The 13,729-nt window shown below is 38.0% G+C and carries 15 protein-coding genes and 1 pseudogene; 12 read left to right on the forward strand and 4 right to left on the reverse strand.

What is annotated here, in order from left to right; translation table 11 throughout:
- Positions 1-279 (reverse strand): hypothetical protein (locus H3R28_RS08810; protein ID WP_198218613.1); only part of this gene is annotated, 279 nt, incomplete at its 3' end.
- A 339-nt stretch (positions 280-618) separates the two neighbouring features.
- Positions 619-807 (reverse strand): hypothetical protein, encoded by a 189-nt coding sequence (locus tag H3R28_RS08815; protein WP_198218614.1) that lies wholly within the window; start codon positions 805-807, stop codon positions 619-621.
- Positions 808-990: 183 nt separating this feature from the next.
- On the opposite strand from H3R28_RS08815, the gene H3R28_RS08820 reads away from it, so the two are divergent.
- Together H3R28_RS08820 and H3R28_RS08825 are read left to right on the forward strand one after the other, a co-directional pair.
- The gene (locus H3R28_RS08820; RefSeq protein WP_198218615.1) at positions 991-1,686 is read left to right on the forward strand and encodes a hypothetical protein; all 696 of its coding nucleotides are present in this window, start codon (positions 991-993) and stop codon (positions 1,684-1,686) included.
- Positions 1,683-2,519: a hypothetical protein gene (locus H3R28_RS08825; RefSeq protein WP_198210694.1), complete on the forward strand. Its 837-nt coding sequence runs from the start codon at positions 1,683-1,685 to the stop codon at positions 2,517-2,519. Before H3R28_RS08820 ends, H3R28_RS08825 begins: the two co-directional genes overlap by 4 nt.
- On the opposite strand, the gene H3R28_RS08830 is transcribed toward H3R28_RS08825, so the two are convergent.
- Positions 2,512-2,745 (reverse strand): hypothetical protein, encoded by a 234-nt coding sequence (locus H3R28_RS08830; RefSeq protein WP_198211034.1) that lies wholly within the window; start codon positions 2,743-2,745, stop codon positions 2,512-2,514. The genes H3R28_RS08825 and H3R28_RS08830 overlap by 8 nt on opposite strands.
- Positions 2,746-2,817: 72 nt before the next feature.
- Here H3R28_RS08830 and H3R28_RS08835 point away from each other — a divergent pair, with 72 nt between their 5' ends.
- A complete protein-coding gene (locus H3R28_RS08835; RefSeq protein ID WP_198210696.1) occupies positions 2,818-3,651 on the forward strand; it encodes a hypothetical protein in 834 nt (277 codons plus the stop codon).
- A gap of 296 nt (positions 3,652-3,947) precedes the next feature.
- Positions 3,948-4,277 (forward strand): annotated as a pseudogene (locus H3R28_RS09115) (hemagglutinin repeat-containing protein); the annotation flags it as partial.
- 558 nt (positions 4,278-4,835) lie between these two features.
- Here the strand turns inward: H3R28_RS09115 and H3R28_RS08975 are convergent.
- Entirely contained in the window at positions 4,836-5,024 is a 189-nt protein-coding gene (locus tag H3R28_RS08975; protein WP_198210683.1) for a hypothetical protein, read from the reverse strand.
- Positions 5,025-5,120: 96 nt separating this feature from the next.
- Here H3R28_RS08975 and H3R28_RS08980 point away from each other — a divergent pair, with 96 nt between their 5' ends.
- From H3R28_RS08980 to H3R28_RS08875, 8 genes are all read left to right on the forward strand, one after another.
- Entirely contained in the window at positions 5,121-5,924 is an 804-nt protein-coding gene (locus H3R28_RS08980; RefSeq protein ID WP_198210684.1) for a hypothetical protein, read from the forward strand.
- Positions 5,921-6,787, forward strand: coding sequence for a hypothetical protein (locus H3R28_RS08845; protein ID WP_198210685.1), 867 nt, complete (start codon positions 5,921-5,923; stop codon positions 6,785-6,787). The genes H3R28_RS08980 and H3R28_RS08845 overlap by 4 nt, the downstream gene beginning before the upstream one ends.
- Positions 6,788-6,854: 67 nt before the next feature.
- Positions 6,855-7,208 carry a hemagglutinin repeat-containing protein gene (locus tag H3R28_RS08850; RefSeq protein WP_198210686.1) on the forward strand — a complete coding sequence of 118 codons (354 nt, stop codon included), beginning with the start codon at positions 6,855-6,857 and terminating at the stop codon, positions 7,206-7,208.
- A 1-nt stretch (position 7,209) separates the two neighbouring features.
- Positions 7,210-9,111: a hemagglutinin repeat-containing protein gene (locus H3R28_RS08855; RefSeq protein ID WP_408869275.1), complete on the forward strand. Its 1,902-nt coding sequence runs from the start codon at positions 7,210-7,212 to the stop codon at positions 9,109-9,111.
- Positions 9,008-9,952 (forward strand): hypothetical protein, encoded by a 945-nt coding sequence (locus tag H3R28_RS08860; RefSeq protein ID WP_198210688.1) that lies wholly within the window; start codon positions 9,008-9,010, stop codon positions 9,950-9,952. Before H3R28_RS08855 ends, H3R28_RS08860 begins: the two co-directional genes overlap by 104 nt.
- 29 nt (positions 9,953-9,981) lie before the next feature.
- Positions 9,982-10,125 carry a hypothetical protein gene (locus H3R28_RS08865; RefSeq protein WP_198210689.1) on the forward strand — a complete coding sequence of 48 codons (144 nt, stop codon included), beginning with the start codon at positions 9,982-9,984 and terminating at the stop codon, positions 10,123-10,125.
- 610 nt (positions 10,126-10,735) lie between these two features.
- A complete protein-coding gene (locus H3R28_RS08870; RefSeq protein ID WP_198210697.1) occupies positions 10,736-11,179 on the forward strand; it encodes a hypothetical protein in 444 nt (147 codons plus the stop codon).
- 1,362 nt (positions 11,180-12,541) lie between these two features.
- Positions 12,542-13,039, forward strand: coding sequence for a hypothetical protein (locus H3R28_RS08875; protein WP_198210690.1), 498 nt, complete (start codon positions 12,542-12,544; stop codon positions 13,037-13,039).
- Positions 13,040-13,729: the final 690 nt, after the last annotated feature.

The raw sequence follows: 13,729 nt of genomic DNA on the forward strand, positions 1-13,729 counted from the left end.
AGCTGGGGCAAGACCACGACCTATGGCAAGACGGCCATTGACACGGTCGTGAACGGAACAAACTCGGTCACCATCAATAATGAAAACGGCAGGCTTGCTCTCAATGGGGCGCAGATTGTCAACAAAAATCCCGATGTGAAAAACGGGGATGGAACAATCACCAGGGGAACACCAAGCAACGGTTCCATCACCATCAACACAGGCAGCATGTCCATCGTCACACCGCAGAATGTCAACAGGTATCACAGCAATAACAAGACGGTTGGCATGGAGTTTCACACACCCCTTAGCGACTATCACAACTTTGGTGAGGGAAAACAGCAGGCAAGTAATGGGTCAAATCTTGATGATTCATTATCTGATATTAGTAATAATACTGCAAAACCAACTAAATTTAATAAACCTGACACGCCTTATACGAGTGGTGATCTCTTTGGGGACATACGTGTCATTGACAATGATTACGCGTCAACAGAAAAGGAGATGTCCGGGATTTATGCCGGCACGGGAGGGCTGAATGTCAATGTGAGGGGGGACACGACCCTGACAGCGGGCGCCATCACCAGTGCCGCCGATGCCTCCAGAAACCAGATCACCACAGGAAGCCTGCAGGGCAATTCAGTCAGGAACCATTCGATATGGAGCGGTTTCGATATCCAGATGAAACAAAATCTTGATACCAAATACGCTATAGATACGGTTGGCACGGTTGAGGGTGGTACTGAAGTTATAAGTATTCCTGGGAACATACTCGGGAATGGAACGGGCACGAGGATATCGGGCAACAGCATCGTTCACAACAAGCATTCAACGACTGAATCCGTGATCGGGGACAATATCGTCGTGAACGCGGGCAGCGTGAATGGCCATTTCTCGCATGATATCAACGAGGCCAACGGCTATATGGAGGACAAGTTCAATCCTGGCAAGATCAACAATGATTTCAATCTCCAGAACAAGGCGACAGAGGTCATGAACAAGTATGGCAACATGATTGTCGACACGGTTGTCAGTGCGAACAAGCGTGCGGAGAACGTGAAAAACGAAGAGGACAAACTGGATCTCAATCATGCGCTTTCGGAAATCGGCCTGAATAAGAAACCGGATGAATCCCTGATCAATGGCGCGAACGCCACGGCGATAGTCGGGGCCGCGTCCTCGATTGGCGGTGCGATCATGGGGGGTGGCAATGTCGGGCCAACGGCCGCGGGTGCAGCGGGTGGATTGGCTGGCAACATCATCTATAACCACTTCTTCCCTGATGGTCCTTTCGGAAAGGATATAAACCCTCTAGACCCTAAAAATAATGAACAAAATAATGGTAGTGATAAACATAAAGGTGGTTTAGAAAAAAAATTAACTCATATATCTTCTAAACAAAAATCACAAAATGCTAGTGAAAAAAATATAAAATATGATGACACGACGGACATAGACAAGATAGCCAGCGGCATGATCCATACCGGTATCATTGGCGGTGCGAGTGCGATTACTGGCATCATGGGTGGCAGTGACAATCTCAATGGCACCAACACAGCCATTGACGCCATCACGGGTGGCCTGACAGGACTTGCCCAGAATGCACCCAAAATTGAGAAGGGTAAAAACAAAGGCAAAAAGCCGGCCGATAAAGCGGGGTCGAAACCCGAAGCTGAACAGACTGAAAAGAAAGGGGATACAAAATGAGACTTTATTCTTTGGCTAGTTTAATGATGCTATGCTTATCTTTAACTGCCTGTGCCAACAAGTTTTACATTCCTATCTGCAATCAACAAGGGACAGCGAAACCTCTTTCCAAAACGGATGATGTAATAAGGGTCATCGTTCCGGATAGATATACGAAATATGTAGCTAAAACACGAAGTAATGATCCTGATTGGTTAAAAGGTTCAAAACTTGCATTTTATATTGGTATGGCTAAATTAAATACTGAAGAAAGGTTACAAAATTTAGGTTATCAATTAACTGATACAGGATTAGATGGTGGAGATAGTGGTAAATCTAAAAAAATTGAATGGATAGATAGCCAGGGTAATGAAAGACAGGCCATGACTCATGGTGGAAAGCCAACCGTATATGCATTGGTTGATTCTCAAGTTCTTGATACCTATACACAAAGATTTATATCTGAAATGCCATATTCAAGTGATCCAGGCACAGGTGCAACCACCATGTGGACAGATCATGTCGATGAGGTCGTCATGAATAGAATAGTTTATGGAATTAAACTGGTAAGGCCCATTGGTAAAGACAATCCCCTTTATCAATGCAACAATTCCTCTTTGAGTACTGATTTTTGTACTTTTCCTGACAGTTATTGGAATGATATTTCCCATTATGAAACAATTTTTTATGGCGTGGGTACGATGACAACAAATGCACGGGATTCAGATTACATTGAAAATCATTTGGTATCATCAGTATTGTATCAATATCCCAATTTGCTGGGTAAAAAACGTGTAATTCAAATTAGCCAGCCTTTCTTCCAGGTTACCAAAGTCACTGATATTCCTAAATAAATTTATAAACCATTCTTCTTTCTTTTGGATATGATGACACGACGGACATAGACAAGATAGCCAGCGGCATGATCCATACCGGTATCATTGGCGGTGCGAGTGCGATTACCGGCATCATGGGTGGCAGTGACAGTCTCAATGGCACCAACACAGCCATTGACGCCATCACGGGTGGCCTGACAGGACTGGCCCAGAGTGCACCCAAGGTCGAGAAGGGCAAAAACAAAGGCAAAAAGCCGGCCGGTAAAGCGGGGTCGAAACCCGAAGCTGAACAGACTGAAAAGAAAGGGGATACAAAATGAGACTTTATTCTTTGGCTAGTTTAGTGATGCTATGCTTATCTTTAACTGCCTGTGCCAACAAGTTTTACATTCCTATCTGGAATAGGAAGGGAGATGCGAAACCCCTTTCCAAAACGGATGATGTAATCAGGGTTGTTGTATCGGATAGACTAAAAAAATATGTTGAAAAAACACGTGCAGCAGAAGATGATTGGGAAAAAAATGCTAAACTAGCTGCATATATAATGGCAGCTAAACTTGATACGGAAGAAAGATTGCAGGCTTTGGGGTATCAGTTAACAGATACTGATTTTAGTTCAAATGATAGTGGTAAACCAAAAAAAATAGACTGGATTGATAGCCAGGGTAATGAAAGACAGGCCATGACACATGGAGGGAAACCAACCGTATTTGCATTGGTTGATTCTCAAGTTCTGGATACCTATAAAAAGCGATTTATATCTGAAGTTCCCTATTCAAGTGATCCAAGCACAGGTGCGACCACCATGTGGACAGATCATGTCGATGAAGTCACCATTAATTCTATTGTTTTAGGAATTAAACTGGTAAGACCCATTGGTAAAGACAATCCCCTTTATCAATGCAACAATTCCTCTTTAAGTGCTGATTTATGTATTTATCCTGACAGTTATTGGGGAAATAACTCACAATATGAAACTATATTTCATGGTGTTGGAGTAATGAATACTAGTGCACGAGATCCTGACTATATAGAAAATCATTTGACCTCATCGGTATTGTATCAATATCCCAACTTGCTGGGTAGAAAACGTGTAATTCAAATCAGCCAGCCTTTCTTCGAGGTCACCAAAGTCACCGATGATAAATAAAACATCATATTCTCATATAATCCTTCCTTATCAACAGGGACAGCTTTACGGGGATAGGCCTGAGTGCTAGTGGTCTTCTGGCGAATCTTGCGAAGACGGGCTTTGCGGCGGCCAACACGACGGATGAGAGAATGGAGGCGCTAAACGCCGCGGACATGGCGAGCCAGGGTCTCAACGCGGGATTGGGGAAAAGCGGGATCCTGACGGGAGCGTTTGCCCATGGAGCGGCGACAGCCGTTGACTACAATCTTATAGGGATCACGGCGACCTTCACGCATTCAACGAATAAGAGTCACATGACGTCGACGACGGTCACGGATACCGGATCGACCATAAAGGCTGGAGAGAAAGTGAGTGTGAATGCGGTGAAGGATATCAAAGCCACGGCCAGCAGTATCAGCGGGAACGACGTGATATTCAATGCGGGCCGGGATATCAGCCTGGATGCGGGATACAGAACCAGTCGAAGCAAGACGACCATTTCCGGGAACAGGGAGGATATAGGGGCGAATGCCAATGTGGGAGCGCACGGGTTTGCGTTTGGAGCGAGAGGTGATGCATCGGTGAGCTGGGGCAAGACCACGACCTATGGCAAGACGGCCATTGACACGGTCGTGAACGGAACAAACTCGGTCACCATCAATAATGAAAACGGCAGGCTTGCTCTCAATGGGGCGCAGATTGTCAACAAAAATCCCGATGTGAAAAACGGGGATGGAACAATCACCAGGGGAACACCAAGCAACGGTTCCATCACCATCAACACAGGCAGCATGTCCATCGTCACACCGCAGAATGTCAACAGGTATCACAGCAATAACAAGACGGTTGGCATGGAGTTTCACACACCCCTTAGCGACTATCACAACTTTGGTGAGGGAAAACAGCAGGCAAGTAATGGGTCAAATCTTGATGATTCATTATCTGATATTAGTAATAATACTGCAAAACCAACTAAATTTAATAAACCTGACACGCCTTATACGAGTGGTGATCTCTTTGGGGACATACGTGTCATTGACAATGATTACGCGTCGACAGAAAAGGAGATGTCCGGGATTTATGCCGGCACGGGAGGGCTGAATGTCAATGTTAGGGGGGACACGACCCTGACAGCGGGCGCCATCACCAGTGCCGCCGACGCCTCCAGAAACCAGATCACCACAGGAAGCCTGCAGGGCAATTCAGTCAGGAACCATTCGATATGGAGCGGTTTCGATATCCAGATGAAACAAAATCTTGATACCAAATATGGTATAGATACGGTTGGCACGGTTGAGGGTGGTAAGGAAGTCATGAATATTCCTGGAAACATACTCGGGAATGGAACGGGCACGAGGATATCTGGCAACAGTATCGTTCACAACAAGCATTCAACGACTGAATCCGTGATCGGGGACAATATCGCCGTGAACGCGGGCAGCGTGAACGGCCATTTCTCGCATGATATCAACGAGGCCAACGGCTATATGGAGGACAAGTTCAATCCTGGCAAGATCAACAATGATTTCAATCTCCAGAACAAGGCGACAGAGGTCATGAACAAGTATGGCAACATGATTGTCGACACGGTTGTCAGTGCGAACAAGCGTGCGGAGAACGTGAAAAACGAAGAGGACAAACTGGATCTCAATCATGCGCTTTCAGAAATCGGCCTGAATAAGAAACCTGATGAATCCCTGATCAATGGCGCGAACGCCACGGCGATAGTCGGGGCCGCGTCCTCGATTGGCGGTGCGATCATGGGGGGTGGCAATGTCGGGCCAACGGCTGCCGGTGCAGCGGGTGGATTGGCTGGCAACATCATCTATAACCACTTCTTCCCTGATGGTCCTTTCGGAAAGGATATAAACCCTCTAGACCCTAAAAACAAAAATAAAGATGTAAATAATACAAATCAAAAAGGATTAACAGGTCAGAAAATATATAATTCTTCATCAAAACAAAATGAAGTTGCAAAAACAAATTCAAATATAAAATACGATGACACGACGGACATAAACAAGATAGCCAGCGGCATGATCCATACCGGGATCATTGGCGGTGCGAGTGCGATTACCGGGATCATGGGTGGCAGTGACAATCTCAATGGCACCAACACAGCCATTGACGCCATCACGGGTGGCCTGACAGGACTTGCCCAAAACGCACCCAAAATTGAGAAGGGTAAAAACAGGGGTAAAAAGCCGACCGATAAAGCGGGGCCGAAACCCAAAGCCGAACAGGCTGACAGAAATCCGGAGCGGATTGAAAAGAAAGGGGATACAAAATGAGACTTTATTCTTTGGCAAGTTTAATGATGCTGTGTTTATCTCTAACTGCCTGTGGTCCTAACATATTTTATACAAGAATATGGAATACTCAAGGGACAGCGAAACCCCTTTCCAAAACGGATGATGTAATCAGGGTCGTTGTTCCGGAAAGCTTGACAAAATATGTTGCCAAGGCAAGAAGTTATGATCCAGATTGGAGAAAAAATGGCGATATAGCTACTTTATTTTTAACAGCAAAAATGGATACTGAAGAAAAGCTCCAAGATTTAGGCTATCAGTTAACAGATACAGGATTAGATGGTGGAGATAGTGGTAAATCTAAAAAATTTAAATGGATTGATAGCCAGGGTAATGAAAAACAGGCCATGACACATGGAGGAAAACCAACCGTATTTGCTTTAATTGACGCAGGAATAATTGATACCTATACACAAAGATTTATATCTGAAGTGCCATATTCTAGCGATCCAAGTACAGGAGCAACCACCATGTGGACAAATCATGTCGATGAAGTCACCATGAATACTATTATATTTAGAATCAGTCTAGTAAGACCTGTTAATAAGGAAAGTCCACTTTATATATGTAATAATACTTCACTTAGTACAAATTTGTGTACTTATCCTGATAAATTTATGCCCGATAAATATATAACGGACTCACTTAAATATAAAGACATTTATGAAACGATTTTTCATGGTGTAGGTTCCATGACAACTAATTCTCCTGATCCAGCATATATTCAAGATCATTTGGTTTCATCGGTGTTGTATCAATATCCCAACTTGCTGGGTAAAAAAAGAATTTACCAAATCAGTCAACCTTTATTTCAAGTAACCAAAGTCACTGATACCCCCCAATAAGTTTATAAAGCATTCTTTTTTCTTTTGGTATGACGACACGACGGACATAAACAAGATAGCCAGCGGCATGATCCATACCGGTATCATTGGCGGTGCGAGTGCGATTACCGGCATCATGGGCGGCAGTGACAATCTCAATGGCACCAATACAGCCATTGACGCCATCACGGACAAGAGCCTTACTGATGTTAGAGGACATAAATCAGGTTCATTCAATTCAAATTCATTCGAAAATAAGAGAAATTATTCTGAAACAATCAGTAGTAATGTCATTACCAATGGAAATATTAGCATAAGTGCAACCCATGATATTAACACTATTGGTTCAATTATTTTATCAGGAAAAAATACAATTCTTGCTGCAGGTCATGATCTGAATGTAGCTGGTACAATTACAGGCAAGGAAGACGTTAATCTTTAATATAGCCACCACCGCACTTAAGGATACAACAAGCAATTATCATCATGAAAGCAAGTCTGGATTGGGGGCAAGTTTCAACGGGGGTATGACATCAATTGGCTATCACTCAATGAAGCAGACAGATACCAGCAAAACATTTCATTGGACACCAAGTGAAATCAGTGCTGGTCATGATTTGAATCTAGTATCTGGGGGATCATCAACCTTTACGGGAACTGATTTAAGTGCTGGCAATGATCTTAACATCAGTGGATCATCAGTAAATTTCAATACAGTGAACAATACAGTAGAAGAAACGCATAAAAGATCATCGGTATTTGCGGGCTTAAGTGTAGGATTGTCCGGGGATTCGGCGGCTGGCCAAGCGGCTTGTTCAGGACAGTCAGCTTCTGACATGCACGGCAAGGGTAGTGCGGCTGGCAGAACCCTGAATGCGATGCAGGGCGGATATGTAGTTGGCAATGCCCTTGCAACGAATGGAAACAGCACTGGAAGAGGTTTGATCTCTGGAACTGCAGCACTTGGATTTAATGTTAGCAAATCATACAGCGAATATTCACAAAGCAATGTGGTTGGATCCTCAGCTGTTGCCGGTAATGAACTCAATGTTGTGGCTCGTGGGGATAACAGGGCGGATGTTCATAATGGTGATTTAATTGCAACGGCAGCCCATCTTGCCGGTAATAACGTATCCCTGACTGGCAATGATGTAATATTGCAATCTGGCTGGGACACGACGCATGAATATAGCAAAAGTCACAGTTATGGAGGAGGGGCTGGTATAGAGATAGGTAATGCAGGATTATCACTTGGTGCCAATGGTCAGGGATCCTCCCAACATGCCCGGGGGAATAGCTTGACATCAGTGAACACCACGGTTATAGCCTCCAATGATATAAAAATCAATGCTTCTGGCAAAACGACGATCAACGGTGCGACGGTATCTAACGATCATGTCGGTGTCAATACAGGCAATCTTGATATTGTAACCCCTCAGGACATCTCTCATTATAAGAGCAACTCGAGCCAGGCCGGGGCCAGCATCAAAATATCACTTGGTGCGGGATCAGCTGCTGGAGGTGTCAGCTATGGCAATCAAAAGATCAAGGATAATTATCAAAGCACAGGCAAACAGCTTTCTGGCATTTACGCTGGCAAAGAAGGGGTGGATATCCATGTTGGGGATACAACGCATCTAAAGGCGGGTGTAATCAGCAGCACGGCAGCCCAGTCCAAAAACCATTTTGATACAGGAAAACTGGTCGCTGAAAGTGAAAGCAATCAATCCAGATGGAAAGCGACAGCTACAGGAGGCGGATTAAGCCTTGGAGGTGCAGGACTTGGAGGAAGCTTGGGTCCTCTTGGCTATATTGGTAGCAATATTGCTGCAAATTCTGGTCTGATCAGCGGAACGCAGAGAAAACATGCTGAACAAAGCATCAGTCAGTCAGCCATATCAGATAACATAACGGTACATGCCGGTAGTGTGACCGGCCAGTATGCCACCAGCGTGGATGAGGCAAATGGTCATATAAAGAATCGGTTTGATGCGAACAGGCTTGCCAATGAATTGCAAAACAGCCAGACGGGAATGCAGCTTGTTGGTGAGGTGATGGGACAGGTATCTGACAAGCTGGACAATAGCGGTGTATGGGGTTTTGACGAGACGAATGCAAAAAATAATATCGGACGTATTCTTATTGAATCCGGAGGAAGTGCCGCCATTGCCGCTGTCACTAGTGGAAACGCAGGAGCGGCTGTTGCAAGTACAGTTGCCGGTAAGGTGGCCGGAAATATTGTTGACCAATGCAGCATTTACTGGAGCGGGAGCGGCAGCAGGCGGTGCAGTTGGAGGTGCCACGGAAGCATTAAACGGGGCATCTATTGCATCCTTAATAAATGAATATAATGATACAGCATGGGGAGTGGTCAAAAAAGCTATACAAAAAGGAGGATATGAAAAACTGGTTCAGACAATGGAGGAAAAGGAAATTGCCGACCATGCGGCAGATGGGTATGTGCATGGTTTTCCAGAAAAAAGCAGGGGATATTATGATGCAAATGGAAAAATCAATAAGGATGCTTTACCACCTGACGAATATCATGTTCCCACGGATGAGGAGTTGAGAAAGATGGGAATAGATGGTCAGGATGGTTTGAGCAAAATGTTGTATCATCCCAAAAATCCGGAAACTGGAAAATCAACAAATTTAGAATCAGTTATGTATCTGCCTAATGATCCTGATAATCCGTTGACTCCGCCTATGATAATCTTTAAAGGAACTACACATTGGTTTTATGAGGGAATTGAAGATGTAAGCCAAGGGTTAGGATTTGGTTCGCCAGAATATAGTGCGGCTCAAAATATAGGTAAAGAATTCAATCAAATATACCAGAATATAGGTGGTAGATCACCAATACTTGCTGGAAATTCACTTGGTGGAGGATTGGCAAATGCGGCAGGTGAAGCGTCAGGATTAAGTTCAGTAACATCGAATGCTGCAGGATTAAATGACATTACAGTAAATGATCCGTTATTTCATACATCATACAATACCTATGTTAAGGGAGAAGTTTTACATTTAATTCAAGATGGATTAAACTATATTGTAAATAATGGTGGGATAAGTGGTGTTTCAGTCTCAGTTCAAGGGGCAAATATCATTTCAGAACTTCTTACAAACACTAAAGCAATCAATACTAAGTTAATATTCCTCCTCATTTACCGATCAATGATCCCATAACAGGAACTAAAACAGAATATATTTCAGCTGTGCCAGAAGATCAGGGTGTCTTGTATCCCTATAATATCTTGAATTCTGCTGGATTGCATTTTGCCACAGTTGTACATAGGGCAACCAACCATGAATATTATAAGACCAAAGATCAATTGTCTCATGATGTTAATCATAAGTAAGGGTAAAATGTGATATGAAGAGTTTTGTAGGAATAAATATAGATTTTATTCTTTTTTTAAAAATGTCTATAAATTTTATATTACTATTAATTTTAATAATAATTAGTTACTTTTATTTGAAAAATAATAATAATTTTATGTATATAAATCTTTTAAGAATATTATTAATTTTATACATTATTATTAGTTTAAGTTTTGACATTTTTTTATTCAAAAATTATAAAAAATTATATATTCCGTTTACGATAATAGATATTTATATATTAATTACGTTATTAATATTTATATTTATGAAAAATATTATAATTTACTTAGGAGCTATGATATTTTTTCCACTTACAATTGTTTTCATAAGTAGTGCAATACCTAATATGGATAATTTGAATTTAATTGGTGCTTTTTGTTTAAGTATTTTTTTAATTATAATGTGGTTATATACATTTATTATAATTCCAATATTTACTTGTAAATATATAAATATATTAAGAAACAAGAATAAAAATTATTCTTAATTTAATATAATTTAAAAATAGTTAAAGAATTCAATCAAATATACCAGAATATAGGTGGTAGATCACCAATATTTGCTGGAAATTCACTTGGCGGAGGATTGGCAAATGCGGCAGGTAAAATAACAGGATTAAATTCGGTAACGACTAATGCGGCAGGATTGAACCATAATACAGTTAACAATTCAATATCTAATATTTCATATAATACCTATGTAAAAGGTGAACCTTTGCATATCTTACAAAACGGAGCAAATGTAATTGTTAATTCTGTAGTAAATGTTGTAACTCCCATTCATGAATTAAATAATGTTTCTAATATATTTGGATATGGGACGATTATAAATACAATTAAAGATATCCCACCACATTCACCGATTAATGATCCTATACATGGAACAACAACTGAAATTATACCTGCTGCTCCAGAGGATAAGGACGCACCATTTTATCAATATCATTTTGGAAGTGTTGCACATAGAGCTACTAATCACGAGTATTATAAGACAAAAAATCAAATATCTCATTTGATCCAGAATCATTAAGGAAAAATATGGAAAAATATTTAAAATATAAAATTTTAATAAATTTTATTTATATATTTTATATTATTTATATAATATTTAATTATAATTTAATACAAAGTATAAATATAATATATTTAATTAAAATTATATCTATAATAATAATAACAATTAGTACAATATCATTATTATGTTTTTTTAAAAATATAAAATTTAATTTTTTCTATTTTATGTTAGAAATATATGTAATTTCTGTTGCTTTTATTGTAATTTTTCAAACAAAAAATTTAGATGCCTTAGGTTTTTCTTTATTTGGATTATTTGGTATAATTTTTATGTGCGATAATTATTGTAGTGAAACTAAAATTAGATTAGCAACCTACTTATTTATATCTACATATATTATAATTTTTATGAGTATTTATAAACTATTTAAATTAGTTAAAAATAAATTAATTAAATGAGATTGTAGATACTAATTAACGATCCCATAACAGGAACTAAAACAGAATATATTTCAGCGGTACCAGAAGATCAGGGTGTCTTGTATCCCTATAACATCTTGAATTCTGCTGGATTGCATTTTGCCACAGTTGTACATAGGGCAACCAACCATGAATATTATAAGACCAAAGATCAATTGTCTCATGATGTTAATCACAAGTAAGGGTGAAATGTAATATGAAGAGTTTCTTTAAAGGAAATTATTTGAAATGTCCGTTAAGTTTGAATATAAAATTTATTTTTAATATATTTTTTATGGTTTTTGTTTTTTTTATAATAGGAAAGTTTTTTGTAACTCAAGATGTTAATTTCACAGAAATTAATTTAATTTTGATTAAAAGAATCATACTAATTTATTTAATAACAAGTATCATTCTAAATATAATATTATCCTTTAAATTCGGGAGAATTGATTATTTTAATAAATATAACTTTTTATTGGAATTATATATATTTATCATTGGTTTGTTTATTTTAATAAATAAAGATGCTTTAATTTTATTATGTATGAATTTTTTTGCTCCTATATCTTATATTTATATAGCAGAACTACCGACTGGAACATTAAAAATTTTAACACTTTATATTTTTTTATCTTTTTTATGGGTTTATACTTTTATAATTATTCCAACATGTATTTATAAATTTATTAAATTTTTTTGGGTATATTACCAAAACCGCCAGTGAGTGATCCATCAACAAATAGATTTGTAGAAACTTTCCCATCTGATCCTTATGAACATAATAATACATGGGAACCAGATATGATTTACTATCATTCCGGGTCTGTTGCTAATAGAGCGCAAACACACAGATATTTTGAATATAAAATTCGATTTCAATCAAAAGATTAATGGAAAATGATAAAAGGGCGTAATTATGCTAAAACATAATAATTATCTGTTAATCAATATCCTGCTTTTAGGTAAAATCATTTTAAATATAATCATTTTATATTTTTTGATTGATTTTAAACCTCCCTTATCAGATAAATTGGAACATCTATATTTAGATTATATAAAATTATTTATATTATTTTTTATAATTTTAAGTGTTTTTTTTAATATTCTATTATTAAATAAATTTTATAAAAAATATTGGTCATATTTATTATTGGATATTTATACAATAATTTTATTAATTATTTTTTTTGTTGAAAACGATTTAACTAATACTATGTTCTTAACATTAGTATTTCCGTTTTCATTAATGCCTATCTTTATTGCTGCAGGTGATTCTAATAATTTATCAATATTTAATTTTTATGGGATAATAATTTTTATAATTTTAATGTGGATTTATAGTTTTATTTTTGTACCCATTGGTTTTTATAAATTTATAAAAAAAATTATTTACGAAAATATTTTGAAAAAATAATAATTATTATAGGTATTTTTACTGCCTATAATAAGTTACCATTATGAAAAATTATTTAATTTACAATATAAAAAAAATATTTTTAATAAAGTTATTTATCAATATAGTTGTTTTAGTATATTTTATAATAATAGACATCAAATCTAATAACAATATACCTATAATAGATATAAATTATTTAACAATATTTATATCTATATTTATTTCTTTAAGTTTAAGTTTTGATTTTTTCATAATAAAAAATTATAGAAAAAAATATTTGTCCTTTATAGGTCTTGATTCGTATGTATTATTACTGCTCATGATTTATTTTTATATGAAAAATATAATAAGCAGCTTGATATTTATCATTTTCTTTCCTTTAACAGTTTTTGGTATACTCAAAAACCTTTTTATTCCTAAAAACATGAGTTTATTACATTTTTATAACTTATCTATAATTTTGTTAATTATGTGTGTTTATACATATGTAATTATTCCTATTTGTATTCGCAAATTTTTAAACCTCTATAAAAATAATTAATTGTTTAATTAAAATTCTTTTAATTAAAAAAAAGTAGTTTAACAGCTAGACGGGAATTCAAATTGTTAATGAAATGATGGAACAGGCCTCACTTGCGAAGGATATTGTCTGGTATGTTCCCGCGCTGGTTGATGGCAGACAGGTACTGGTTCCCCAGCTGTATCTTT

The sequence above is a fragment of the Commensalibacter sp. M0268 genome, from assembly GCF_016101925.1.
Classification (GTDB): Bacteria; Pseudomonadota; Alphaproteobacteria; order Acetobacterales; family Acetobacteraceae; genus Commensalibacter; species Commensalibacter melissae.

Excerpts from the sequence above, each read along its gene's own strand:
- H3R28_RS08815 (WP_198218614.1), bottom strand. The coding sequence starts at position 807 with ATGCTTGTTGTGAACGATGCTGTTGCCCGATATCCTCGTGCCCGTTCC.
- H3R28_RS08820 (WP_198218615.1), top strand. The coding sequence starts at position 991 with ATGATTGTCGACACGGTTGTCAGTGCGAACAAGCGTGCGGAGAACGTG.
- H3R28_RS08825 (WP_198210694.1), top strand. The coding sequence starts at position 1,683 with ATGAGACTTTATTCTTTGGCTAGTTTAATGATGCTATGCTTATCTTTA.
- H3R28_RS08835 (WP_198210696.1), top strand. The coding sequence starts at position 2,818 with ATGAGACTTTATTCTTTGGCTAGTTTAGTGATGCTATGCTTATCTTTA.
- H3R28_RS08975 (WP_198210683.1), bottom strand. The coding sequence starts at position 5,024 with ATGCTTGTTGTGAACGATACTGTTGCCAGATATCCTCGTGCCCGTTCC.
- H3R28_RS08980 (WP_198210684.1), top strand. The coding sequence starts at position 5,121 with ATGGAGGACAAGTTCAATCCTGGCAAGATCAACAATGATTTCAATCTC.
- H3R28_RS08845 (WP_198210685.1), top strand. The coding sequence starts at position 5,921 with ATGAGACTTTATTCTTTGGCAAGTTTAATGATGCTGTGTTTATCTCTA.
- H3R28_RS08850 (WP_198210686.1), top strand. The coding sequence starts at position 6,855 with ATGATCCATACCGGTATCATTGGCGGTGCGAGTGCGATTACCGGCATC.
- H3R28_RS08875 (WP_198210690.1), top strand. The coding sequence starts at position 12,542 with ATGCTAAAACATAATAATTATCTGTTAATCAATATCCTGCTTTTAGGT.